27 protein-coding genes are annotated in these 24,967 nt (G+C 48.3%); 7 read left to right on the top strand and 20 right to left on the bottom strand.

Annotated elements, in window-relative coordinates:
• Positions 1-28: 28 nt before the first annotated feature.
• Entirely contained in the window at positions 29-976 is a 948-nt protein-coding gene (locus BLU03_RS12810) for a YybS family protein (RefSeq protein WP_008590350.1), read from the bottom strand.
• 153 nt (positions 977-1,129) lie between these two features.
• Here BLU03_RS12810 and BLU03_RS12805 point away from each other — a divergent pair, with 153 nt between their 5' ends.
• A complete protein-coding gene (locus tag BLU03_RS12805) occupies positions 1,130-1,945 on the top strand; it encodes a histidinol-phosphatase (RefSeq protein ID WP_008590348.1) in 816 nt (271 codons plus the stop codon).
• A 248-nt stretch (positions 1,946-2,193) separates the two neighbouring features.
• On the opposite strand, the gene serA is transcribed toward BLU03_RS12805, so the two are convergent.
• Positions 2,194-3,777 (bottom strand): phosphoglycerate dehydrogenase, encoded by a 1,584-nt coding sequence (serA, locus tag BLU03_RS12800; protein ID WP_176765478.1) that lies wholly within the window; start codon positions 3,775-3,777, stop codon positions 2,194-2,196.
• 215 nt (positions 3,778-3,992) lie between these two features.
• Between serA and BLU03_RS12795 the strand changes: the two genes are divergently transcribed.
• Complete coding sequence (locus BLU03_RS12795) at positions 3,993-5,669, top strand: peptide ABC transporter substrate-binding protein (protein ID WP_093108175.1); 1,677 nt, start codon at positions 3,993-3,995, stop codon at positions 5,667-5,669.
• Between the two features lie 277 nt (positions 5,670-5,946).
• Here BLU03_RS12795 and BLU03_RS12790 read toward each other — a convergent pair whose 3' ends face one another.
• The 4 genes from BLU03_RS12790 to BLU03_RS12775 form a co-directional block, all read right to left on the bottom strand.
• Positions 5,947-7,839 carry an ABC transporter permease gene (locus BLU03_RS12790; protein WP_093108173.1) on the bottom strand — a complete coding sequence of 631 codons (1,893 nt, stop codon included), beginning with the start codon at positions 7,837-7,839 and terminating at the stop codon, positions 5,947-5,949.
• On the bottom strand, positions 7,811-8,578 hold the full coding sequence (locus BLU03_RS12785) for an ABC transporter ATP-binding protein (RefSeq protein WP_093108171.1): 768 nt from the start codon (positions 8,576-8,578) through the stop codon (positions 7,811-7,813). The genes BLU03_RS12790 and BLU03_RS12785 overlap by 29 nt, the downstream gene beginning before the upstream one ends.
• 119 nt (positions 8,579-8,697) lie before the next feature.
• A complete protein-coding gene (locus tag BLU03_RS12780) occupies positions 8,698-9,693 on the bottom strand; it encodes a sensor histidine kinase (RefSeq protein WP_093108169.1) in 996 nt (331 codons plus the stop codon).
• Entirely contained in the window at positions 9,690-10,385 is a 696-nt protein-coding gene (locus tag BLU03_RS12775; protein ID WP_093108215.1) for a response regulator transcription factor, read from the bottom strand. The genes BLU03_RS12780 and BLU03_RS12775 overlap by 4 nt, the downstream gene beginning before the upstream one ends.
• Positions 10,386-10,484: 99 nt before the next feature.
• On the opposite strand from BLU03_RS12775, the gene BLU03_RS12770 reads away from it, so the two are divergent.
• On the top strand, positions 10,485-11,120 hold the full coding sequence (locus BLU03_RS12770; protein WP_093108167.1) for a YczE/YyaS/YitT family protein: 636 nt from the start codon (positions 10,485-10,487) through the stop codon (positions 11,118-11,120).
• Positions 11,121-11,172: 52 nt separating this feature from the next.
• On the opposite strand, the gene BLU03_RS12765 is transcribed toward BLU03_RS12770, so the two are convergent.
• The 12 genes from BLU03_RS12765 to noc all read right to left on the bottom strand — a co-directional run bounded on the left by BLU03_RS12765 (position 11,173) and on the right by noc (position 19,188).
• A complete protein-coding gene (locus BLU03_RS12765) occupies positions 11,173-11,700 on the bottom strand; it encodes a YceI family protein (protein WP_093108165.1) in 528 nt (175 codons plus the stop codon).
• 111 nt (positions 11,701-11,811) lie between these two features.
• On the bottom strand, positions 11,812-12,111 hold the full coding sequence (locus BLU03_RS12760; RefSeq protein WP_176765477.1) for a TIGR04104 family putative zinc finger protein: 300 nt from the start codon (positions 12,109-12,111) through the stop codon (positions 11,812-11,814).
• Between the two features lie 101 nt (positions 12,112-12,212).
• Positions 12,213-12,437 (bottom strand): 30S ribosomal protein S18, encoded by a 225-nt coding sequence (gene rpsR, locus BLU03_RS12755; RefSeq protein ID WP_008590340.1) that lies wholly within the window; start codon positions 12,435-12,437, stop codon positions 12,213-12,215.
• Between the two features lie 47 nt (positions 12,438-12,484).
• Positions 12,485-12,967 (bottom strand): single-stranded DNA-binding protein, encoded by a 483-nt coding sequence (ssb, locus tag BLU03_RS12750; RefSeq protein ID WP_008590337.1) that lies wholly within the window; start codon positions 12,965-12,967, stop codon positions 12,485-12,487.
• Between the two features lie 12 nt (positions 12,968-12,979).
• Positions 12,980-13,270 (bottom strand): 30S ribosomal protein S6, encoded by a 291-nt coding sequence (rpsF, locus tag BLU03_RS12745; protein ID WP_008590335.1) that lies wholly within the window; start codon positions 13,268-13,270, stop codon positions 12,980-12,982.
• Positions 13,271-13,390: 120 nt separating this feature from the next.
• Positions 13,391-14,488, bottom strand: a complete 1,098-nt coding sequence (gene ychF / locus BLU03_RS12740; protein ID WP_076572424.1) for a redox-regulated ATPase YchF — start codon at positions 14,486-14,488, stop codon at positions 13,391-13,393.
• A 160-nt stretch (positions 14,489-14,648) separates the two neighbouring features.
• The gene (locus BLU03_RS13800) at positions 14,649-14,807 is read right to left on the bottom strand and encodes a DUF951 domain-containing protein (protein ID WP_233129735.1); all 159 of its coding nucleotides are present in this window, start codon (positions 14,805-14,807) and stop codon (positions 14,649-14,651) included.
• Between the two features lie 19 nt (positions 14,808-14,826).
• Positions 14,827-15,735, bottom strand: a complete 909-nt coding sequence (locus BLU03_RS12730) for a mechanosensitive ion channel family protein (RefSeq protein ID WP_407690274.1) — start codon at positions 15,733-15,735, stop codon at positions 14,827-14,829.
• 98 nt (positions 15,736-15,833) lie between these two features.
• Positions 15,834-16,538, bottom strand: a complete 705-nt coding sequence (locus tag BLU03_RS12725; protein WP_093108159.1) for a DUF554 domain-containing protein — start codon at positions 16,536-16,538, stop codon at positions 15,834-15,836.
• Positions 16,539-16,628: 90 nt separating this feature from the next.
• On the bottom strand, positions 16,629-17,465 hold the full coding sequence (locus BLU03_RS12720) for a ParB/RepB/Spo0J family partition protein (protein ID WP_093108157.1): 837 nt from the start codon (positions 17,463-17,465) through the stop codon (positions 16,629-16,631).
• Complete coding sequence (locus tag BLU03_RS12715) at positions 17,446-18,219, bottom strand: ParA family protein (protein WP_093108155.1); 774 nt, start codon at positions 18,217-18,219, stop codon at positions 17,446-17,448. The genes BLU03_RS12720 and BLU03_RS12715 overlap by 20 nt, the downstream gene beginning before the upstream one ends.
• Before the next feature lie 87 nt (positions 18,220-18,306).
• Positions 18,307-19,188 (bottom strand): nucleoid occlusion protein, encoded by an 882-nt coding sequence (noc, locus tag BLU03_RS12710; protein ID WP_093108153.1) that lies wholly within the window; start codon positions 19,186-19,188, stop codon positions 18,307-18,309.
• A 190-nt stretch (positions 19,189-19,378) separates the two neighbouring features.
• On the opposite strand from noc, the gene BLU03_RS12705 reads away from it, so the two are divergent.
• A complete protein-coding gene (locus BLU03_RS12705; protein ID WP_093108151.1) occupies positions 19,379-20,428 on the top strand; it encodes a dipeptidase in 1,050 nt (349 codons plus the stop codon).
• A gap of 47 nt (positions 20,429-20,475) precedes the next feature.
• Here BLU03_RS12705 and ddlA read toward each other — a convergent pair whose 3' ends face one another.
• Entirely contained in the window at positions 20,476-21,576 is a 1,101-nt protein-coding gene (ddlA, locus tag BLU03_RS12700; protein ID WP_093108149.1) for a D-alanine--D-alanine ligase, read from the bottom strand.
• A gap of 189 nt (positions 21,577-21,765) precedes the next feature.
• Here ddlA and aroD point away from each other — a divergent pair, with 189 nt between their 5' ends.
• Both aroD and BLU03_RS12690 read left to right on the top strand, forming a co-directional pair.
• Positions 21,766-22,500: a type I 3-dehydroquinate dehydratase gene (gene aroD, locus BLU03_RS12695; RefSeq protein WP_093108147.1), complete on the top strand. Its 735-nt coding sequence runs from the start codon at positions 21,766-21,768 to the stop codon at positions 22,498-22,500.
• Between the two features lie 17 nt (positions 22,501-22,517).
• The gene (locus BLU03_RS12690) at positions 22,518-23,027 is read left to right on the top strand and encodes a shikimate kinase (RefSeq protein ID WP_076572410.1); all 510 of its coding nucleotides are present in this window, start codon (positions 22,518-22,520) and stop codon (positions 23,025-23,027) included.
• Between the two features lie 39 nt (positions 23,028-23,066).
• Here BLU03_RS12690 and BLU03_RS12685 read toward each other — a convergent pair whose 3' ends face one another.
• On the bottom strand, positions 23,067-23,600 hold the full coding sequence (locus BLU03_RS12685; RefSeq protein WP_093108145.1) for a GNAT family N-acetyltransferase: 534 nt from the start codon (positions 23,598-23,600) through the stop codon (positions 23,067-23,069).
• 163 nt (positions 23,601-23,763) lie between these two features.
• Here BLU03_RS12685 and BLU03_RS12680 point away from each other — a divergent pair, with 163 nt between their 5' ends.
• Positions 23,764-24,633: an SDR family oxidoreductase gene (locus tag BLU03_RS12680; RefSeq protein ID WP_093108143.1), complete on the top strand. Its 870-nt coding sequence runs from the start codon at positions 23,764-23,766 to the stop codon at positions 24,631-24,633.
• Positions 24,634-24,967: the final 334 nt, after the last annotated feature.

The following is a 24,967-nucleotide window of genomic DNA, read 5'->3' as shown; positions in this document are numbered from 1 at the left end:
GCTTCAGCTCCTATTAAGAATCTCCGAGCTATTTCTTTTTTTCCACTTTATCCCTTAACGGGAATCCTATATCAATTATACCCAAGATGCGAACGAGATAAAGAAAGAGTTGCGGCAGCAGAACCGACAGTATGATTGCCATGATCGGCACCGCTTTGGGCCACTGTTTCTCCCGGCTGTAGAAAAAGATAAACGAAAAACCCTGGAGAATAAGCAGCATGCCCGTCAGCAGCGATACGTTGACGGCCGCCATGTACCATATTCCTTCCCCGTCCATAAATATCAGATTGAGAATCATGGCGATGAAGTAATACCACAAAATAGCGACAGGCAGCCTCATCTCCCGCACCGGCGGGAAGAAGAGACCGGCTTTTTCAAGACGGTTGAGCAGTTTGTAACTCAGCCACTGACTGATAAGCGCCATCGCTATTCCGGTAACGGCGAGAATACCCGGTAAGTAGTCCGGCAGACTCTCCATCTGTTCCCGGAGTATCTGCACGGTCGCTTCGGTTTCTTCTCCGCCAATGGAAGTGAGTACGTCCTGTGTCATACTGATGGACTGATCGATGGCCCGCTGAATTTCCTCCATCCAGTTTAATCCAAACAGCAGCTGTGTCAAAACATAAACAGCTACGAGGCCGCCAATAAAACCGAGCGACCCCGATATCCACGTTTCGTAAGCGTTTCTTTTGTTATACATCGCCCCACCAAGGCTCACTCCGCCAAGTCCCGAAAGCAGCGTAACCGGAAACGAGAACACGGTGGCCACAATCGATGCAAGCACGGTAGCTCCGACAAGCATCACCAGCCCCGGTTTGAACCCGAAATGGTAACTGTAAATGACAAACGGTACAGGGAGCGCAAACATTAAGAAAGTCCCGATAATCGGGATCGGTAAAAACAGAAGAATGAGGAGCATTACCAGGTAAATACCTGTCAACAGCGCTCCTTCCGTAATTTGTTTCGTATTTTTCATTTCGTAACCCCGCTTTTTTTCACCATAAATAGCTCTCCCTATTCTAACATAGACAGGAGGTTCCGGGTCGAATGAAAAGTAATGATTTTGCCTCTGCCTGCCAATACTGTTATGATGATTTTTAATTACAGGGAAGAGTGGAGGAGGAAAAATATGCGTACTGATTACCACGTACATATGGCGGAAACAGGGAAACTGAGCGTCGATTATCTGAAAGACTACGTCCGAAAGGCGAAAGAAGAGGGAATCGAAGAGCTCGGCATCTCGGAACACGCCTATTTTTTTCAGGAAACACGTCCAATCCTTTCCAATCCGTGGGTGGAGAACCGCAGAACCCTCGATTTCAGCGACTATCAGGCGCTTTTCGATGAAGCGGAAAAAGAGAACCTCGGCGTGAAGATGGGAATCGAAATGGACTACATGCCGGGAAAAGAAAAAGAGATGGAAACGTTCATCAAGGAACATCCTTTCGACTACGTGATCGGCTCCGTCCACTGGATCGACGAGTGGGGAATAGACCTTGCCATTTACCGGGAAGAGTACGAAAACCGTAACGTATACGACGTGTACGAACAGTATTTCGACCGCGTCGTCACACTCGCCGAGTCCGGGCTTTTCGATTTCGTCGGGCACATCGACGTCATCAAAGTGTTCGGCTATGAACCGGACGACCAGGAGTTTCTGCAGCGTCAGTACGACCGGGCTGCGAGTGCCCTCGCGAAAACCGGGACGCTGATTGAAATCAGTACGGCCGGGCTCCGCAAACCGGTAGGGAAAATGTATCCGGAACCCGATTTTCTTAAGACGTGCAAAGAGTACGGCGTCGGCATTACGCTCTGCTCCGACGCTCATAAGCCGGATCATCTCGGCTACCGTTACGATGAAGCGGTGGAGTTTGCGAAATCCATCGGGTACGACGAAGTCCATACGTTCACCCGCCGGGAAAAGTCCGCTCACCCGCTTACCTGAACAGAGAAACCGCCTCCCGGGGCGGTTTTTTTACGCAGTGCGATACGATTTCGTTCCCTTCAGAACGGAAAAACGGCGCCAAAGGTAACGATTTACTTCGAATCGTGACGGTCGTCCCCCCATTCCTCTTTTCAACGGCACGATTCCGTCGTTTTCCTTCCCTTCAGGCACGTAAATGGCTTCCGAAGGTCACGATAACAGCCTCCCATAAAAAAACCTCCGGGCAGCCGGAGGTTTCCTTCATTCTTTTACAGTTTCAAATACTGAACGCGGTTAATATCTTCCACGTGGGCCAGATGTTCCTGACATTCCGGTCCCACTTCCTTATCGATCGTCAAAATCATGATAGCAGCACCGCCGATGTCGGTACGACCCACCTGCATCGTCGCAATGTTGACGTCGTGCTCGGCAAGCAGGCTTCCCACGCGGCCGATCGCCCCGGGCTGGTCTTTGTGATGGATACTGATCAGGTGTCCCTCCGGTATGACGTCCACGGAGTAGCCGTCGAGACGGACGACCCGGGCTCCGAGTCCGTTCAGCAGCGTTCCTGCAATGCTTCGCGTCTCTTCATCCGTTTCAAGTTCCACTGTCAGAAGGTTCGTAAAGCCTTTTGTCGATGTCGTTTTCTGCTCGTTGATTTCGATTCCTTTGTCTTTGGCTATCTTGTAGGAATTAACGTCATTCACACGATTACCGACAAAAAGCTGAAGCACGCTTTTCACTACTTTTCTCGTGAGCGGTGTCGGATCGACGTCCGTAAGCTCACCCGAATAATAAACGTTGATGTTGTTCAGCCCGCCGCGGACGATGCTGCCGAGAAAAGCACCCAGTTTTTCCGAGAGGGTAATGTAAGGTGTGAGTTTGTCCTGCATTTCTTCCGGTATAGACGGAATGTTCACCGGCTGTTTCGCATTTCCTCCGCGCAGCACTTCCATTACGTCGTTGCTCACGTCGACCGCCACGTTCTCCTGGGCTTCGACCGTGCTCGCTCCAAGGTGCGGAACACTTACGACCTGCGGAAGTTCAAGCAGTTTGTTGTTAATGGCCGGCTCCTCCTCGAACACGTCGAGCGCCGCTCCGGCGATTTTACCGGACTGCAGTGCTTCGTAAAGGGCTTCCTCCTCGATGATACCGCCACGGGCACAGTTGAGGATTCTCGCTCCGTTTTTCATTTTCGCAAACGCATCCTTATTGATAAGATGATGCGTTGCAGCGATAAGCGGCGTATGTACGGTTATAAAATCCGCCAGAGCGAGGACTTCATCAAGTGTACCGTGCTCCACTCCCGCTTTCTCCGCTTTTTCCCGGGTCAGAAACGGGTCGTAGGCGATTACGTTCATCCGGTGCCCCTTGGCCCGGCGCGTAACTACCCGGCCGATACGACCAAAACCGACGACACCGAGCGTTTTGTTCTTCAGCTCCACACCGACGTATTTCTTACGGTCCCAGTTTCCCTGCTGAAGAGAATGATAAGCCTGCGGAATGTTACGTGCCATTGACATAAGCATAGCCATCGTGTGTTCCGCCGTGGAAATCGTGTTACCGTCCGGAGCGTTTACAACAACGACCCCGTTATCTGTCGCCGCATCGAGATCGATATTATCGACTCCGACTCCCGCACGACCGACAATCTTCAGATTCACGCCATGCTCCAGCACTTCCTTCGTCACCTGCGTCTGGCTTCTTACGATAAGTGCATCCGCTTTGGCTACTTCTTCCAATAGCTCTTCCTTTTCCATGGAAGGTTTCTGAATGACTTCGGTGTCTGCCGCTTCCAGAAGCGGTTTAATCCCGTCTTCGCTCAACGGGTCACTGATGAGTACTCGATGCATAATACAATTCCTCCTTTAGAGTCGCTGATTATATTAGAAACAGGAAAATCTCCCGTGAATCTAAAAAATATATAATTCATTATCCTATCAGAGACCGGCGTAATGTCAATCTATTGAGATATTTCGCCACTTGAAATTATTAAAGGGAAACTGTATACTCAAAAAAGTAACATTATTCTGAAAAATTTTACATATTTAAGAGGGGGAAAAAGAGAGTGAGCAGAAAACTGTTTTTAGGCCTTATTTTATCCATCACTTTATTATTTATTCTGGCCGCCTGCGGCGGAAACGGGGGAAGCGAATCTTCCGGCGAAGGTTCGGAGGGTGATTCTTCGGAAGGTTCGGATTCCGGAAGTGATCAGTCCATTTCCTTCACCGCTAAAAGTGAACTGCCGAGTATGGACCCAAGTCTTATTACCGACTCCGTAGCTTTCCAATGGGCGGGGGAAACGTATGAAGGTCTGTACCGCCTTGACGAAAACGGCGAACTGGCTGAAGGGATTGCCAAAGATCACGAAGTATCCGAAGACGGTACGACGTGGACGTTCAATCTTCGTGAAGATGCCCAATGGGAAAATGGCGATCCGGTCACGGCTAACGACTTCGTGTACGCCTGGCAGCGTGCCGTCACCCCGGATACCGGTTCTGAGTACGGACCTTATTTCCTCGGTGGCGTAGTGAAGAACGCTTCCGCTATCGCTGACGGAGAAATGAAACCGGAAGAACTTGGCGTAAAAGCCGTCGACGATTATACGTTCGAAGTGAACCTGGAACAGCCTGTTCCTTACTTCGACAGCATGACTGTCTTCATCACGTTCATGCCTCTCAATAAGAGTTACGTTGAAGAACAGGGTGACAGCTTCTCCACAGAAGCGGACAACACGCTTGCCAACGGTCCTTTCAAAATGACGGAATGGAGCCACGGAGAAGGATGGAAAGTCGTGAAGAACGAGAACTACTGGGATGCCGATACTGTAGAACTGGAAGAGATTGACGTAAAAGTCATTAAGGAAACGTCTACGGCAGTTAACCTGTTCCAATCGGGAGAACTGGACCAGGCGGAACTGAATGCGGAATTCGTGGATGAGTACCGCTCCTCCGAACACTTCAATGTCGTAGAAAACCCTTATCTGTACTTCTTCAAATTCAACCAGGAGCATGAAGTGCTCGGCAATGCCGATGCCCGTAAAGCCATGTCCATGGCGATCGACCGTAAGTCGCTGACAGATGTTATTTTGAACGACGGCTCCGTACCGGCTAATGGTTATGTACCTTCGAACTTTGTAACCGTACCCGGTTCGGACGGAAAAGATTTCCGTGAAGTCCAGGGACCGCTTGTCGGCCACGATGTGGAAAAAGCGAAAGAACACTGGGACAAAGCTCTTGAAGCACTCGGTAAGGATTCTGTGACTCTCGAACTGATGGGTGACGATACAGATTCTTCCCAGAACGCCATGGCTTACTACAAAGAGCAGCTCGAAACCAATCTTGAAGGTCTCTCCGTCAAGGTCGTGGAAGTACCATTCAAAGAGCGCGTACGTCGTGATCAGGAAGGCGAATTCGAAATTGAAGCCGCAACCTGGGGCCCTGACTATGCTGATGCGAACACGTATCTGAACATGTACCTTACTGATGGACAGAACAACAATATGAACTACTCAAGTGAAGAATATGACAGCCTCATCAACAAAGCGAATACGGAACTTGCACAGAAACCTGAAAAACGTTATGAAACATTCATGGAAGCAGAACGTCTTCTTATCGAAGAAGATGCCGCTGTCGCTCCCCTTTACCAGGATGCGAAATCACAACTGCTCCGCTCGAATATCGAAGGAGTCTTCCCTACAGCTACCGGGCCGAACTTCGAATTCAAGTGGGCAAGCGTCAAATAATAACAAAGAAAAAGAGAGCATATCCGTCTTAGGCGGAGGTGCTCTCTTTGTTTTTGGCTCTATTAAGCCGGATGTTGATTCTAGGAACCAAGGGCGGAAACGCCTGCGGGAATTGCATGCACTGAAAATCACCGGGATCGAACATAGGGAGCTTCCGGAAGTTGAAGTTATGCCCGCCGGCAAGCTTCCACCCGTAGGGACGAAAATAAAAGGTAACAAAGCCTTATTTTTATAAAGTTCCTCCGAAGAAGAAGGTTTCTTACCTGCGTCATAGCTTCTAAGCGGAAGCTTCCGCTTTTCCTAGTTGACGCAGGTAAAATGTGCGGGCTATGAGGAAGTAAACTATCTGGATTGCTGCAAAGCCACCAAGCACGTAAAATGATTCTTCCACCAGATTATAATCGAAAAAGTTAGCAAGAGCCGTAAGAGCGACTAATCCGTGCAGAATCGCCACGAGGATAGGAGTGAAAAATAACAAACCTGTCTGCTTCGTCACTATGCGGTTCATTTCCTTGTCAGTCAGTCCGAGTTTACGGATAGAACTGAATTTCTTCCGGTCTTCTTCCAGATCGGAATACAGGCGGAAATACAGGAAGCTTCCGGCAGAGAAAAAGAAGACAATTCCGATGAACAGTCCTATGAAAAGAATAGGTCCGTATGTTCGGTTTATTTCATAGATAGCGAAATCGATCGCTGTGAAACTTCCGGGCTGGAACTCGTCGGATAACTCTCTTCCGACCCCTACAAGTTCTTCTTCTGTACCACTCGTCTGCCATACGTATTGCTTATCTGAAGAAGCGGGTTCCGGGAGATTACCATGTGTCGCATCATTTACAACGTAGAAATCGACGACCCCCGGGAGAACATTGGAAACCACACTTTTCTCCGGCGTCACCTTTTCTCCGGAAGAGAGAGGAATTTCTTTTTTACCCAGGTTACGGCTCTGATTGAAACCCTCTGCTTGAGGAAGGTTGCTGTTCACGACCACAGCCTCTCCTTCAGCCGGAGCCACTTCCGGAAGATTCGTCAGAGACGCCAGGCTATTGTAAAGCGAAGCGGGGAGGATCGGTATCTCGTCTCCCTCAACAATTCCTCCGAAGTCAGAAACAGCTACCTCCTGCGCTTCATAACGAACCCCATCTTCCTCCAATTTACGATTTACCAACCTCACTTTTTCATCTTCTATGGTCTCCTCTCCATACGGATGATAAGTAAAATCATAAGGGTTAGCCTGAACAAGTCCCTTCGTCAAATAGGACTGGACGCCGAACAACGTGCCGATCGCGCTGAAGGCCACCGTTGATATGATTGCCACGATGAAAAACGTCCGGGCGTTATCTTTCATACGGAATGCCAGGTCAGAAAGGAAAATCATATTCGTTTTTTTCCAGTAGTAGGATCTTTCCTTTTTCAACCGATGAATCACCAACACACTCAGCTGAGTGAATAGAAAGTATGTGCCGACCATAACAAGAATAGCTACGGGTATAAAAGCACTGATTACCTGAGTCCCTTCCGCAGAAAGGGCGATAATATATCCAGTGGTCAAAAAAAAGAGGGAAAGAAATACGAGAAGCCCGGAAGCTTTCGGCTCCCCTTTCGATGTCCGATCACTCTTAATCAGTTCAGTCAGTTTTTTCGTCCGCAACAGAAATGCCACGAAGAAAGAAATACACAAGAACAGCGCACTGAAGGAAAGGAAAGTGACTCCGATAGCGTTCCACGGCATATAAAAAGATAAGGATTCACTCACGATCAGCACATTTTCCGCGATAAGAAGCACCGCTTTCGAAAACAGCAGGCCTAGCGCAATACCGGAAACTGTGGCAAGGACACCGATCAGCAGATTTTCAAGAAATACCATGGAACGGATCTGCCGCGTGGACATACCGTGGATCATGAGAATCCCGAATTCCTTTTTCCTTGATTGCAGAAAAGCGCTCATCGAATACATCACAAAAAAGAAGGAAAAGACATAGATAAGTCCCCCGGCCACGCCCATGCCAAGAAGTGCTCTGTCGTTGAATCCTTCTTCATAAAAAACAGGATGGAAAGCGAAGTTGGCGAAAGTGAAAAATACCATTACCGTGAACATACTGCTCAGAAAATAAGCAGCGTACAGCCGGCTATTGCGGAACACATTACGAATGACGAACTGTCGAAAGGTCATCGTGCTCGCCTCCTAAGAAAGCCAGAGTATCCATGATCTGCTGGAAAAATGGCTGACGCTTTTCACCCCGATGGATTTCAGAGTAAAACTTCCCATCACGGATAAACACTACACGGTCGCAGTAACTCGCCGCCTGAGGATCATGGGTGACGAGAAGGGTCGTCATTTTTTCTTCTTTATTCATCGCCTCCAAAAGTTCCATGACATCTTTGGAGGACTTCGAATCGAGATTGCCCGTCGGTTCATCCGCGAGTAACAGACTAGGTGCGTGAATCATCGCCCGTGCGATAGCAGCACGCTGGGCCTGCCCTCCTGATACTTCAGTAATGCGTTTATTCAAAATTTCTTCAATCCCCAGTTTTCTGGCAATCTGTAGAGATTTTTTCTCCATTTCTTTTACTTTCTCTCCCTCGAGTGTCAGCGGAAGAACAATATTCTCCTCGATCGAAAGGGTAGGAAGAAGATTGAAATCCTGAAATATAAATCCGAGAGACCGGCGGCGAAATTCAGCAAGTTTCTGTTTTTTCAGTCCGTGAGGATTTTCTCCATTGATTTTCACTTCTCCGTTCGTCGGCTCGTCAATAGTGGAAATCAGGTTCAATAGCGTCGTTTTCCCACTGCCGGAAGGTCCCATGATTCCAACGAACTCTCCATCTTCCACTTCAAGGGAAACATCTGTGAGGGCCCGATGCGCGATTTTTCCTCCGTATACTTTGCTTACCTTATTAATTTCAAGCATCTATCTCTTCCTTTCCTGGTAGTCTGTCTAAAGTATACTTCAGAAAATGATAAGAGAACGATCGAATCTCCTTTCATCTTCCTTACATTTATGTAAGGAAGGGACAATCGCGCGAAAAGTCAGACAGAAAAAAGCGACTGTGTATCGGAGAAAATGATGCGGAACGTTGTACCTTCACCGACTACGCTTTCCATTTCGATGACATGATTAAGATGATCGACTATTTCTTTCACGATATAGAGGCCCATTCCTGTAGACTCCCGGTACGCCCGCCCATGCGCTCCTGTAAAAAAAGGATTATAGATTCTCCGCTGGTCCTCTGGAGGGATCCCGATGCCGAAGTCTTTCACTTCCAGAACGTAGTGGTCCTGAACCTGATAGTTGCTGATAACTACCTGTTGAGCTTTTCCGGTGGAATATTTTACCGCGTTCTGAACAAACTGATGCAGTATGAACCCGAGCCACTTCTTATCTGTTTCCACAAACGCATCCGTCGTTTCCATCTTTGGATAAACTTGATTCCGTATAAAATAACGTTTATTATCTTCGACAACTTCCTCAACGGAATCGCCGAGAGAAACAGGCTCCACTTTAAAATCATCTTCTACAGAACGCATACGTGTCATGTACAACACGTTTTTTAACCCATTTTTCATACGATCCGTTTCTTCCCGTATATTCGAGGAAGCGGGTTCTTCCACTTCTTTGGACGTCAGTTCAATGACCGAGAGCGGGGTTTTCATCTGATGAACCCAGCGTTCAATGAACATGAGATGCTCCTCTTTCTGTTTAGCCGTTTCCATCAACTCCTGCTGATACAGCTGGTATTGCCGTTTCAATAAATCATCGAAAGCTTCCGCAAACGGGGTATCTCCACTATGTTCCATAGCTTCATCGAGAGATCCCATGGATTTCCCGAGCCGTTCGTAAATCCGTTTCCTCGTCACATACTGATAGACAAGATAAACAAACAGGAAAAAGAATGCGAGTCCGAGAACGTACATCAGTACAGGAATATTCGTATAGCCATCTATATAAAGCAGAAAAGCGATACTGGTAAACTGAACAACCTGAACGAAAAAAAGCAGCTGATGCTCTTTCAGAAATAACTTCATCTTTCTTCCCAGGTGATGATGAGACGATATCCTGCCCCGCGCACCGTCTCGATCGCGTTCTCGATTCCAAGCTGTTGTAACTTCTTACGTGCTCTCGTAATGTTGACGTTAAGTGTATTCTCATCGACGAAGGCCTGATTTTCCCAAAGCCGCTCTAACAGATCCTCGCGTCCTGCCACGCGGGGTTCTCGATCGAATAATAGTTCGAGTATATCGGCTTCCCGTTTCGTAAGAGTGACGTTATATTGTCCGTAATGAAGTTCCATCCGTTCCGGAAAAAGAGTTACCCCTTTTTTCTCGACCACTCTCTCCCGGGAGACTGCATATTCCCCGTAAGCACGGCGGAGTTGGCCTTTTATTTTGGCAATCACCACTTCGGGGGCAAATGGTTTCGTAATATAGTCGTCCCCACCGTTTTCAATTGCCATCACCTGCTCCATTCCGCCGGTCCTTGCCGAAAGGAAAACCACTGGACAAAGCGACCGATTTCGGATCTGACGGCACCAGTAAAACCCGTCATATTTCGGAAGATTGATATCCAAAAGAACGAGATTGGGACGATACTTCTCAAAATCTGATGTAATGTCTGTCCAATTCTTCGCTTCTTCGACTTCATATCCGTACTTGTTCAAATAAGTGTGTAAATGTTCGGCTATTTTTGGATCATCTTCCACGATCATTATTTTATTCATCATCTCACCTCTCTTCTCATTATAGCACCACGCATTTTTATTGAAAAAAAACCTTATTTTATGTATAGTAGCATGATACGTATAAAGGAGGGATGCACGGTGAAACGGATTTATCAGCGGGCCGGCTACTATTTTTCCGGACTGCTCATACTCACTCTCGGCATCTCTCTCACGGTTCTCGGCGGACTCGGAACTTCCCCCTTCGACGCGCTGCTCGTCGGTTTGTACCGCAGCGTCGGCCTGACGATCGGCAGCTGGGAAATCGTCGTCGGTATTTCGATGATTATTTTCAACGCGGTGGCCGAAAAAAGACGTCCCGAAATGCTTGCCATCATCACTTCTCTCATTACCGGCGCCGGAATCGACTTCTGGGTCTTTACGCTGGAGGGGATCGTCACTCCCGAGAGCGTATGGCTGCAGAGTATCGTATTCTTTCTCGGTATGGTCATATCAGCGCTCGGCATTTCCATCAACCTGCAGGCGGATTTTGCTCCTATCCCGTTTGACCGGATGATGCTCGTCATCCATAACCTTACCGGATGGAACGTAACGATATCACGCGCTGCCATCAGCGTCGTACTCGTTCTTTTCGCTCTTTATTTCAACGGGGCTGTAGGGGTGGGCACCATTATCACTATGCTTTTCAGCGGCGTATTCATCCAGTATTTCATGGGCTTGATCCAGCACTTTGACCGTAGCCTCGTTTCTGCAGACCAGCGTAAAATTCAGTATTAAAAAACCGGACTTTCAGATCGCTGAAAGTCCGGTTTTTCTTTACTCATTTATTTTATTCTACAATGAATTCAAAGTTCCCTGTAAATTTCACATCGCGGCCGAGCATAACTCCACCGGTCTCGAGTGGAGCGTTGAAACTCACGCCGTAGGCTTCGCGGTTGATTTTCCCTTCTACGTCAAAGCCGGCTACCGTGCTGCCGTCCATAGGGCTTTTCGAAGTACCGTTGTATTCTACAGTGAATGTTTCCTCATTCGTGACACCTTTCATCGTGAAGTCACCTGTGAACTTGTATTCATCGTCAGAGATCTTCTCGATTTTTTTACTTACAAATTCAAAGTTCGGATAATTTTCCGCTTCAAAGAAATCTCCGTTTTTTAGATGATTGTCACGGTCTTTTTGTCCGGTGTCGATGGACTCAACCGGAATTACTACTTTAACAGAAGCATTCTCCAAATCTTCAATACTTCCGTCGAAATCGACATCAAAGTTTTGGAAAGTACCCTTCGCTTTGGATACCATCATGTGTTTAATCTGAAAATCAAGACTGCTGTGGACTTTATCCAGTGTTACGTTAGTCATCGTTGTACCTCCAATATTTCGAATCTGAGATAATTATAAAACATATTTATCTCGAATGCAAGATATTTTTAAAGATTTTTATAATCCAAAAAAGAAGACGTATGCCTCCTTTCAATACAAGGCTTCCTGTTCACTGGTAAGCTTGTACACACGGGGGATTACGAAGATCATCAGGATGAAAAATAAAGCGAACAGCATCATAATCGACCATGAAAGCGGAAGATCGAACAGCGCCTGAGCGATAAGAATGAGAAAAACAAGCAGCATATACATACTTCCGCGTTTCCTTGATTCAGCCGTCACGTACTGCATCGTTCCGCACGAAGGACACGCACCTCTCGCCTGTACAGAAAGTTTTTTCCATACATCTCTCCGGCTCCACCTGTAGCCGCAATTGTCACAAATCGGCACCTTTTCTCCCCCTTTGTTATGTATCTTTCTTTCAAGAATAACAAAATTCCATAAAAAAATCTCCCGACTCTTCGAGAAAAGTCGGGAGATTGCGTCTGCTACTATTCAGTGGAATAAGGAAGCAGAGCCATTTGACGGGAGCGTTTGATAGCTTTCGTCAATTTACGCTGATATTTTGCAGACGTTCCTGTTACCCGGCGAGGAAGGATCTTCCCACGCTCAGAGATGAAACGTTTAAGCAGCTCAGTGTCTTTGTAATCGATATGGGTTATGCCATTTGCTGTGAAATAACAAACCTTCTTACGTCTACGTCCACGACGTGCCATATGCGTTCACTCCTTTTCATTTAGAATTTGTAAAGAGTACCGTACTCTTAGAATGGTAGATCATCATCCGATATGTCAATAGGTTCCCCGTCATCTGCGAACGGGTCATCATTTTTTGACTGTCCGTAGTTACCTTGTGATGGTTGGTTCTGATTGCCCTGGTATCCTGAAGACTGATCGCTGCGGGAACTTTGTCCGCCGCCGGAACTGCCTTTTGATTCCAGAAACTGGACGCTGTCGGCTACGACTTCCGTAACAAACACACGACGACCTTCTTTGTTATCGAAGCTCCGGGTCTGCAACCGTCCGTCTACACCGACCTGACTGCCTTTACTCATAAAATTCGCCAGGTTTTCCGCTGCTCTTCTCCATACGACGCAGTTAATGAAATCCGCATCATTGTTTCCCTGGTTGTTGGAAAACGGACGATTTACAGCGATGGTGAAATTAGCGACAGCTACACCATTCGGTGTATAGCGCAAATCAGGATCCTTCGTTAACCTGCCGACTAAAACGACACGATTCAACATCAGACCACCCCTTTATTGATCGTCTTCGCGTACAGCGATATGACGAATAATATCATCAGAGAACTTAGCCTGGCGATCAAATTCATTGATAGCGTCAGCTGTTCCTTTGAAATTGACTGTTACATAGATACCGTCGCGATAATCTTTGATTTCGTGGAAAAGGCGACGTTTACCCATTTCTTTTGTCTCATCAATCTCCGCACCGTTCTCAGAAAGGATATTGTTGAAGCGTTCTTTGACAGAAGTCTTCGCATCCTCCTCAATATCCGGGCGGATGATGTACATGATTTCGTAATTTCTCATCCGTGTTCACCTCCTTATGGACTTAGCGGCCTTCTGCTCTGCAAAAGGCAAGGAGTAATCGTATATTATTACTCACAGCTAGTTATAATACCATAATTCCTGATTTTTTGCAACCATCACTTAAACATTGAATCGGAAGTGGATGACGTCTCCGTCTTTTACGATATACTCTTTACCTTCTAAACGTACTTTACCGTTTTCCTTGGCTTTCGCCATGGAACCGCCTTCGATGAGATCCTCATATGACACAGTTTCGGCTTTGATGAACCCTTTTTCGAAATCGGTGTGGATGATTCCTGCCGCCTGCGGAGCAGTCATCCCTTTGCGGAAGGTCCATGCCCGGACTTCTTCCTCGCCGGCTGTAAAATAAGTGGCCAGACCAAGAAGGTTGTACGTAGCTTTAATGAGCTGGTCGAGACCGGCTTCTGCAATTCCCAGGTCTTCGAGGAATTCTGCTCTTTCCTCCCCTTCAAGCTCGGCGATTTCCGATTCGATTTTTGCGCAGATGGTGATGACTTCTGCATCTTCTTTCTCCGCAAATTCACGAATGCGCTTCACGTTTTCATTTTCAGCTTCACCGATTTCATCCTCTGCGACGTTCGCCACATAAAGAATCGGTTTTGCTGTAAGCAGGTGCAGCCCTTTCCGGTATTTCTCCTCTTCTTTCGAGAGTTCCAGGGCGCGGGCCGGCTGTTCGGATTCAAGTGCTTCTTTCAGACGGGTGAGCACGTCTTTCTCGGCGAGCGCTTCTTTATCTTTCTGTCTCGCCATTTTTTCCACACGGTCGAGACGTTTGTTGATTGTTTCGAGATCGGCAAGGATCAGTTCCAGATTAATAGTTTCAATATCTGAGATCGGATCGACCCGACCGGAGACGTGGGTCACTTCATCGTCCTCGAAAGCGCGGACGACGTGACAGATCGCATCCACCTGACGAATGTGGGAGAGGAACTGGTTACCAAGTCCTTCCCCTTTACTGGCACCTTCGACGATGCCGGCGATATCCGTAAATTCAAAAGCAGTGGGGGTCGTTTTTTTCGGATTCACAAGTTCCGTAAGCTTCTGCAGACGGGCGTCCGGAACTTCCACGATGCCGACGTTCGGGTCGATCGTTGCGAACGGATAGTTCGCAGAGACGGCTCCCGCCTGTGTAATTGCGTTAAATAGCGTAGACTTTCCGACGTTCGGTAAGCCTACAATTCCTGCTGTTAGTGCCATTTAGGTTTTCCTCCTTAGAGACTTTGCGCATATGTCATACCAATTATAGATAGTACACTCCAAAATAACAACCGATAGAAAAGGAAAAAAGAGTCCTCACTATCGGCTGAAATAAATGATTTCCACTATGAAAATTCCTGTATTGTTCCACGTGAAACAGTCAGTCTTCGGCTTTCACCAGTACTTTTTTCATCTTTTTGTTGAATTCGCGGCGGGGGACCATTACACTGTGCCCGCACCCTTCACATTTAATACGGATGTCCGCACCCATTCTGATGATCTTCCACCGGTTCTCCCCGCACGGATGAGCTTTTTTCATTTCCACTATATCATTCAACTTATACTCTTTCTCCACCTTGCACCCCTCCTGTACCTTCTCGTGAATACATAACAATACGAGGGAACGGAATTTCGATTCCTTCCTCATCAAGACGCAGTTTCACTTCTTTTCTGATCGCCCTGCCGACAGGCCAGTGTTCCATCGGCAGCGTCTCGGCGAAGATACGTAACGTGATCTCAGAAGGCGCCAGGTCCACGACTCCCAATACTTCAGGCGTGGAAATCATACTGCTGTAGCGGGAAGGCATTTCTTTAAGCAGCTCATTGATTACCTGCTCCGCTTTCTCGAAATCACTCTCATAGGCCACCTTCACATCGACGATCGCAGCAGCATTATCGATGGAATAGTTCGTCACCTGTGTAATGTTACCGTTCGGAATGATGTGGATTTCGCCCCCCCAGCTTTTCACTTTACTGGTCCGGAGTCCAATTTCTATTACGAACCCTTCCACACCGGCCGTCCCGATGAAATCACCGACAGAGAACTGGTCTTCGAAGATGATGAAGAATCCGCTTATAATATCCCTGACCAGGTTCTGGGCACCGAAACCGATGGCGAGTCCTGCAACCCCGGCCCCGGCAATCAGTGCTCCCACGTTTATGGAGAACGTCTCGAGGATCATCACGAGGGCTGTGAAATACACGATGTAAGCCAGCGTATTTTTGGACAGCTTCGTCAGTGTCGTTTCCCTTCGCGCGGAAATGCGGAAAGGACCTTTCTTCCTTCTGCCGTAAAACTGATCGATAACCTTCGTACCTACTTTAATTACTACCGTTGCAAGTATTAGGATGAAAATGACCTGGAGAACTGCTTCCCCTAATCTGATCCAGAGTTCAGGGTTCATCAGAACCTCTTTCCATATATCCCAGGTTTCTCTCACGGTTTCCCCTTCTCCGTTCAACGACATCACCTCTTTCTCTATTCTGCCTGCTGTTTACTACAAATGTATGAAAATTATGGAGGAAAGTAAAGAAAGGTGCAGCTGCCATCTTTCTCTTACTCCCGTCAGAAAAGCTGCTGGATGTAAATGATGACCCCTACCATGACGAGGGCAGGTAAGAGGTTCGCTACACGTATTTTGGTGACATTAAGGATGCTCAGACCGATCGCTACGATCATAAGGCCCCCGGTAGCAGTCATATCCGTTATAAACAGATCAAGCATCTGCTCCGGCACCCACCGGTTTATCTGCGTAGCCAACAAGGCGATACTTCCTTCATAAAGGACGACCGGGATGACGGAGAAGATCACTCCCACCCCGAACGTAGAGGTCAGCACGACGGCTACGAAACCATCGATGATTCCTTTCGTGATAAGCACCTCGTGATCGTTCCTCAATCCCCCGTCCAGCGCTCCGATTACAGACAAAGCCCCTATTACGAAGATGAGGGATGCCGTAATGAAAGCTTCGGCAAGTCCTGTCTGGGAACCCGATTTCATGAACTTCCGCTCCAGCCACTTTCCGAAGGCCTCCAGCCGTTCTTCCAGATGAAGGGCTTCACCGATAATCGCTCCCGACAGGAGACTTAAGAGAACTATTACGATGCTGTTCACTTCAAACCCCATCTGCAGTCCGATCAGTATGACAGCAAGACCGACGCCGTTCATGACCGTCTCTTTGAAAGTTGCCGGTATCTTCGTAAAGAAAAGACCGACAAGCGTTCCTCCCACAATACATATTCCGTTGATTATCGTCCCCAGCAGTACCATGTTTTTCCCCTTCTTCCTGCACGAAACCGTAAAAAGTAATGTCGTCCCCCTCCCCGACTGTCCGGAAAAGGAAACGACAGTTACTGTTCTTTATTGATCAAACCAGTGGAGAAGTCTTTCCAGATCTTCGTCACTTGCGAATTCGATTTCGATTTTTCCTTTTTTCTTTCCTTTTTTGATTTTTACCCCGGTCCCGAGCCGCTGCTTCAGCACATCTTCCCGTTCCTGAATAAAAATATCTTTCGTTTCTTTCGCTCTACTCTTTACAGCCGGTTGGTTCAGGCGGGACACCAGCTGCTCTGTCTGTCTGACGTTCAGTCCTTCGTTCTCGATCCGCACAGCTACAGAAAGCAGTTTGCTGTCATCTTCGAGGCTTAAAAGAGCCCGGGCGTGGCCCATCGTCAGCAGTCCTTCATTCACTTTTTGCGTGATTTCGGGCGGAAGTGACAGGAGACGTACGAGGTTGGCGATATGGGAGCGGCTTTTTCCGAGACGTTCCGAAAGTTCCTGCTGGGTAACGCCCAGTTCTTCCATAAGGTTGCGATAGGCCGCTCCTTCTTCGAGAGCGGTCAGATCTTCCCGCTGCAGGTTCTCCAGCAGCGCAAGTTCCATCATCTGCTGGTCGGTCATTTCCCTTACGACCGCCGGGATCTTCTCGAGACCCGCCATTTTTGCAGCGCGGAACCTCCGTTCTCCCACTACTATTTCGTATCCGCGGATACTTTTTCTAACGATGATCGGCTGCAGAATGCCATGTTCTTCAATGGACGTTTTCAGTTCTTCAATCGCTTCTTCTTCGAATTCTTTCCGGGGCTGATAAGGATTGGGACGACACTTATTCAGTGAAACTTCCTTTATCTGCTCATCTCTGGATGCTTCCTCTTCCGAAAAGAAAGCGTTCAGACCCCTACCTAACCCTTTCGCCATTGGCAACCACTTCCTTTGCGAGTTCTAAATAGACTTCGGCTCCGCGGGAACGGGGGTCATAGGTGATGATCGGCTCCCCGTAGCTCGGAGCTTCTCCGAGACGGACGTTTCGCGGTACTACTGCTTCATACACACGATCCTGAAAATATTTCTTCACTTCCTCCATCACCTGGGAGGCCAGATTCGTCCGGGCGTCGAACATCGTAAGTACCACACCTTCGATCAGCAGCTGTTTGTTCAAATGCTTCTGTACCAGCCTGATGGTGTTAAGCAGCTGACTCAACCCTTCCAGGGCATAGTATTCGCACTGCACAGGAATCATAACCGTATCGGACGCTGTGAGGGAATTGAGGGTAAGCAGCCCGAGTGAAGGGGGGCAGTCAATGATGACGTAGTCATAATTCTCTTTAACTTCATCAAGAGCATTCTTCAGACGGACTTCCCGGGAAATCGCCGGGACCAGTTCGATTTCGGCACCGGCCAGCTGAATAGTGGCGGGAATGACGTCGAGACGTTCCGTGGAGGTCTGTTTAAGTACGCTCGTTATGCTTACTTCTTCGATAAGCACGTTATAGATGCACTCCTCCGTCTCGCCTTTTTCCACACCTACTCCGCTCGTTGCGTTTCCCTGAGGGTCGATGTCGACGAGCAGAACGTTATATCCTAAATGCGCAAGACCTGCACTCAAGTTCACCGAGGTCGTCGTCTTTCCGACTCCCCCTTTTTGATTTGCGATAGAAATGATCTTTCCCATTCCTTCAACACCTGCCATTTTCTAAAGAATACCACCGCTTTTGTGAAAAACTACAGCTTTCGACGGGAAAGCGCAGCTTGCGGAAAGTTATTGCTTATTTTTAGGAATTTTAATCGTCACCTGATAATAATCGTCATAATCCTCTTCATCGGTTTCTACATCGAGACCCGTATCCTTCACCATGTCCAGAGACTGGCGGATCGTATTCATTGCGATTCTCATATCTTTACTTACACCTTTGATTTTCGGTTTCTTTTTCTTCGGTGCAGGTTTTTTCTTTTCTTTCGGATCTTTCATTTCCGCAATCCGCTCTTCCGTCTGCTTCACATTCAGTCCTTCATCGATGATTTCCTGAAGCAGCTTTTCCATCTTTTCCGTATCCTTTAAAGCAATGAGAGCCCGGGCGTGGCGCTCCGTAATATTTTTATCCAGTACGGCCTGCTGTACAAATTCCGGAAGTTTCAGCAGTCGAAGCTTATTGGCGATGGCAGACTGACTCTTCCCGAGACGCTGTGCCAGTGCTTCCTGAGTCAATTCGTGCATTTCGAGGAGCTTCCGGTAAGCCGTCGCCTCTTCGATGACCGAGAGTTCTTCCCTTTGCAGGTTCTCAATCAGAGCTACAGAAGCCGTCTGTGTATTCGTCATTTCGCGAATGATCGCAGGAATCGTTTCCCATCCCAAAGACTGGGAAGCGCGCCATCTCCGTTCCCCGGCAATCAGTTCATATTCTCCGTCTTCGGCCTCGCGTACAACGATGGGCTGAATCATTCCATGCGTATGTAACGTCTGAGCCAGTTCGGCTATTTTCTCCGCACTAAAAACCGTCCGGGGCTGAAAGCGGTTCGGATAGATTTTGGCAATCGGAATTTGAAGAACTTCATCGGGATTATATGATTCTTTCTCCTGCTCCCGGTTTTCGGGCTCCGGCTTATCACCTAAGCCGAACAAGCGGTTGAAAGGATGTAACAAAATCAGACACCACCTTTTTACGATCACACATACGATGTTTCACGTGAATCATTAGGTACGTGAACATTTTCAAGTATAATGAAACTGCGTATGTTTTAGAGTCTTTATTTATTTTATCATAATTCACCGGTGAAAAGTATGAATTAAACGGATTCTTTAACGGGAATGAATCACAGAAGGAGGAGTTTTTATGAAGAAAAATATACCGATTTTTGACGGACACAACGACACACTGCTGCACCTGCAGGATGGCCTCACCTCTTTTTTCCATCCGCTGGAGCATACACATATCGACTATGAACGCGCCCAAAAATCAGGGTTCGCTGGTGGATTTTTTGCGATGTACACTCCGAGTCCGGAAAGGGAAGAGAACCGGGAAGATTTCATGAATGAGAACGGGTACAAATTCCCGCTCCCCGAAGTGATTACCCAGGCGGAAGCACTTACCTTCACGCATAAGCTCGCTTCCCAGCTCTTTCGGACGGAAAAAGAAAACCCTCATACCTTCCGGGTCGTCCGGAACGTAAAAGAACTGAAAGATTCCATCGATCAGGGAAAAATGGCTGCAATTTTTCACATAGAGGGAGCGGAAGCGATTGATTTATCCTTCGACTCCCTCTATGTCCTGTACAAAACAGGCCTTCGTTCCATCGGACCGGTATGGAGCAGAAATAATGATTTCGGAGAAGGCGTCCCTTTCTGTTATCCGTCTTCCCCTGACACGGGGGACGGTCTCACGGAGAAAGGCTTTGAACTCCTGCATCACTGTAACCACCTCGGTATTATGGTAGATACGAGCCATCTGACGGAAAGAGGTTTCTGGAATGTCGCCCATGCAACGGTCGCGCCTGTCGTAGCCACTCATTCGAACGTCCACTCCCTCTGTCCGAATGCCCGGAACCTGACGGACGAACAGATCAGGACAATCGCTGATTCCGGCGGGGTGATCGGTATCAATTTCGCCGTAAACATGCTGCGGGCGGACGGTAAGTTCGACACGGACGTATCGATGGAGGAGATTATCGCCCATTTCCGTTATATCGCCGATTTCGTCGGCGTGGACCACGTGGCCTTCGGTTCGGACTTCGACGGTACTACAATCCCGGATGTCCTTCAGGATGTAACCGGAAGCAGAAAAGTGCTGGAAGCTTTGGAAGAAGATGGGTTCACTGAAGATGAACTGGAGAAAATCGCCTGGAAAAACTGGGTGCGCGTCCTTGAAGAAACGTGGGAAGACTGAATAAATAATGAAAAGCCCGGGCCATCACAAGCTGCCCGGGCTTTCCGTTATTCCACCGTATTTTTTAACTGATTGTCGCGTTCGTATCTTTGGATTCCGAGCTGCAGAAGCTCATCGATCAGCTTCGGATAAGGGATACCGCTTATATCCCAAAGTTTCGGATACATACTTATTTTCGTGAATCCGGGAATGGTATTTATTTCATTGATGACAAGTTTCCCTTCTCCAGTAAGGAAGAAATCGACACGGGCCATTCCTTCACACTCCAAAATTTCGAAGGCGCGAACGGCAGCGGTACGGATTCTTTCTTTTTCGTTATCCGTCAGCTGCGCTGGCAGCTGCAGGCCGGCCCCGCTTTCATCAATATATTTCGACTCGTAGGAATAAAAGTCTCCGGCCGGGAGGATTTCTCCGATCTGGGAGGCTTTCGGCTGTTCGTTGCCGAGGATGGCACATTCCAGCTCTCTGCCGTCCACATTTTCTTCAATCAAAACTTTTTTATCGTAAAGAAAGGCTTCCGACAGAGCTTCTTCAAACTCCTCTTCTGTTTTCACTTTACTTACTCCGACCGAGGAGCCCTGACTGGCAGGCTTGATGAAGAACGGCGTACCAAGAGTACGGGCTGCCTTGTGGAAAGTGACCTCCCCTCTGTCTCTCTTACGGAGAGTGAGAGATTTCGCGACCTCAAGTCCCCCTTCGCGCAGCAGACGTTTGGCCACATCTTTGTCCATACATACGGCCGAGCCGAGGATGTCCGGGCCGACGTACGGGAGATTGGCGATTCTAAGCATCCCCTGAATGCTTCCGTCTTCCCCGAGTGTCCCGTGTAAAATCGGGAATACGACGTCCAGCTGCTCCAGCGCCTCTGATTTTGACACTTGAAGAACCTGGCTCTCTTCCCGTCCCGGCACAATCGCCACCGCTTCATCCGAATGGTGAAGGCGGATGTTGGCAGGGTCGTCTTCATTTTCCAGGTAATTGCTTACGTCATTCACATGCCAGTTCCCCTGCTTATCGATACCGATCAGCGTTACATCATACTTCTCTTTGTCGATCGCATCCACGACATTTTTCGCAGACTGCAGGGAGACTTCGTGCTCGGCAGACTTTCCGCCGAATACGATTCCTACTCTTTGTTTATCATTCATACTTTAATCACTCCATCTGTTCGTTCATTCTGTACCAATTATACACATTTCTGCCGCTCTGTGACGAAGTATTCTTGAATAAATGTGTGCAGCAATCCGCAGAATTTTAAATTTTCCCCCTTTTCCCTGTCGTTCTCTTACCCTTTCAAGTAAAATGAAACACATATTACCAACGGGGAGGGTTTATACATGCTGAAACAGAACGATGTGAATATCTGTACTCCCGTCACAGGACAAACGATGGAAGATGTGACGGAAGAAGTGCGTTCCATAGTACCGAAGAATCCGGACCTTTTTGAATGGAGAGCCGATCACTTCCGGAATCTTGCAGACACGGAACACGTTCTCGAGACTCTTGAAACGATTGGAGAAGTGAAAAAGGACATCCCGCTTCTGTTCACCATCCGCGACCAGAAAGAAGGAGGAGACCAGACCGATATCGACCAGTCCCACAAAGTGGAGCTGATCGAACGTGTAGCTGCCAACTCACACGTCTCTCTTCTCGATTTTGAACTCAGACAGCCCGAGGAGGACGTTGAACGTGTAAAAGAAGCGGCATCTTCGAACAACAAGCAGCTTATTTTATCCTTTCACGATTTCGACTCCACCCCCTCCTCCGAAGAGATGCACGCCATTCTCCGGGAGGCTGAGAAGAAAGGGGCAGATTACGCGAAACTGGCCGTCACTCCGGAGAATAAACAGGATGTCCTCCGCCTTCTTACCGTCACGGAAGGAGCAAAACGTTCCCTCGGCATACCGGTCATTACGATGGCGATGGGCGGACTCGGTACCGTAACCCGGATGTTTGCGTGGTATTTCGGTTCCGTCATTACGTACGCTGTAGGAGAGCACGCCTCAGCGCCGGGCCAGATACCGATTGAAGAACTGGACAAAACGATCGCTCAGCTGCGCAAGTATCAATAGGCAGGGAGATTTTCGCTATGGAAAAAAGCATTGCCATCATCGGATTTATGGGAGTCGGTAAAACGACGGTCGGTTCCCTTCTCAGTGAGAAACTGAACCGTACGTTCATCGATGTCGACAAAGAAATCGAACGGTATCACGATATGAAAATACGCGACATGTTCAAGGCGTACGGGGAAAAGATGTTCCGCGATGAAGAGAAGAAATTCATCTCTTACTATGCAAAACAGCCCGGCACTATTCTTTCTCTCGGAGGGGGCGCTTTTCTGCAGGAAGAAATCAGAGACGTGTGTATGGAACAATGCCACGTAGTATTTCTCGATATTTCCTGGGAAATATGGAAAAGCAGGATCGACGAACTGATGGAAGACCGCCCTGTCCTCCGTAATAAAACGACAGAAGAGATCCGTCAGCTGTTCGAGGAAAGGAAATCCGTCTATCGCGACCACCACGAACGGTTTCTTACGGACGGTTATACTGAAGAACAGGTCGCCGACGTCATTATCGAGCGATTATCTCTGACATGAAAAAAGCCGGCACGAGTCCTGGACTCATGCCGGCTTTTCCTATTTACTCAAACGATCTGCCCGGATCATCCCGTACATGTATGTGTCCTTGAATTCTCCGTCGTGGAGAATCTCATGGCGCAGGGCGCCCTCATAGCATAGTCCGACGCTCTTCATCACCTTCTGGGAAGGAATATTATCCGCCAGCGCTCTTCCCCACATACGTTCAAGCTCAAGCTCATCGAATCCGAAGTCTGCAATGCAGCGGGCCGCTTCCGAAGCATACCCTCTCCCCCAGAACGGCCGCCCGACCCAATAGGCGAGCTCGCCGTTTTTATGTTTCCGGTTCACTCGCAGCGTCATCGTACCAGTAAGCTCTCCGCTTTCCTTTTCGATTATTGCAAGAGGGTACGCCGTGCCTTCTTCTATCGCTTCTTCGTGCGTGGCGATCCACGTTTCGGCGTGCTCCACCGTATATGGATGCGGCACGAAGGTTCTCCGGGCGATCTCCTTATCATTCGCCAGCTCAGCTGCCCGTTCTGCATCCGTCTCCCGGTATGGACGCAGAGTCAGTCGTGCGGATTCCAGTTTCATATCCTTCCCTCCTCTTATAAAAGTTACCGTTCATCTTATCGCACACGGACAAATTATGGAAGGGGAGTTTGATTTTTTTTACAGGTGGAATGATAGAAGTTAGAAAGCATAACTACTGACCATTACTATAAATCATTAACTTATATAGAAGGAGGATCTTAACATGGAACGTTTTGATCGACAGACAGAAGGACAGCCGAAGCAGGAACAATCGCATCAGCCCGGCGTGGAAGGGAAAATGGACCCGAAACCGCTTCATGCGGATGAAGATTACCGGAGCGGTGATAAACTGAAAGGTAAAATCGCTCTGATTACAGGAGCCGACAGCGGCATCGGCCGCTCCGTAGCTATCGGTTATGCCAGGGAAGGTGCCGATGTAGCCATCTCTTATCTGGAAGAACACCAGGACGCCGAAGATACCGCAAAGCTTATCGAAGCGGAAGGTCAAAAAGCACTCCTTCTCCCGGGAGACGTCGGTGATGAAACGCACTGTAAAAATATCGTCGAAAAAACCCTCAGCGAGTTCGGTAAACTGGATGTACTCGTAAACAATGCGGCTGAGCAGCATCCGACGGACGACCTGCTGAACATTTCGGCAGAACAGCTGGAGCAGACGTTCCGGACGAATATCTTCTCTATGTTCCATCTGACGAAAGCGGCCATCCCTCACCTGGAGAGAGGAAGCTCTATTATCAATACGGCTTCCATCAACCCGTATACAGGGAACCCTCAGCTCGTGGACTATACTTCTTCGAAAGGTGCCGTCGTAGCGTTCACCCGTTCCATGGCCCAGCAGCTTGTAAATAAAGGTATACGTGTGAACGGAGTAGCGCCCGGACCGATATGGACACCATTGATCCCTGCCACGTTTGATGAAGATAAAGTGGAACAGTTCGGTACGAATACACCGATGGGACGTCCGGGTCAGCCGGTGGAGCACGTAGGCAGCTATGTCCTGCTCGCATCCGACGACTCGACATACATGACCGGCCAGTTCATCCACATCAACGGCGGCCTCTACATGTCCAGCTAAAAGTGGAGCTGACCGTTCAGAAACGAAGGCGCAGGCAGACGGACAGTCAAAAAGTGCTCTTTCTTTTTTGCCGGGCCGGACTGCCTGGGTCCCAAGTTTCTGGTCAGTGGAACTGGATAAAGCTAAAAGCGGAACCAACCGGGAGAAGCGGGAACATAAGCAGAATCACCCGGGTTCGGCGGTTTTTCCGAAACGGGAGAGACTGCTTATGGACGAAGCTTCTGGTTGGTGCAACTGGATAAGCTAAAAGTGGAGCTGACCGTTCAGAAACGAAGGCGCAGGCAGACGGACAGTCAAAAAGTGCTCTTTCTTTTTTGCCGGGCCGGACTGCCTG

Origin of the sequence: Salimicrobium album (assembly GCF_900107115.1) — a bacterium.
Lineage (GTDB): Bacteria > Bacillota > Bacilli > Bacillales > Halobacillaceae > Salimicrobium > Salimicrobium album.
Note: the sequence above shows the minus strand (reverse complement) of the source record. Positions and strands in the feature narration are given on the sequence as shown.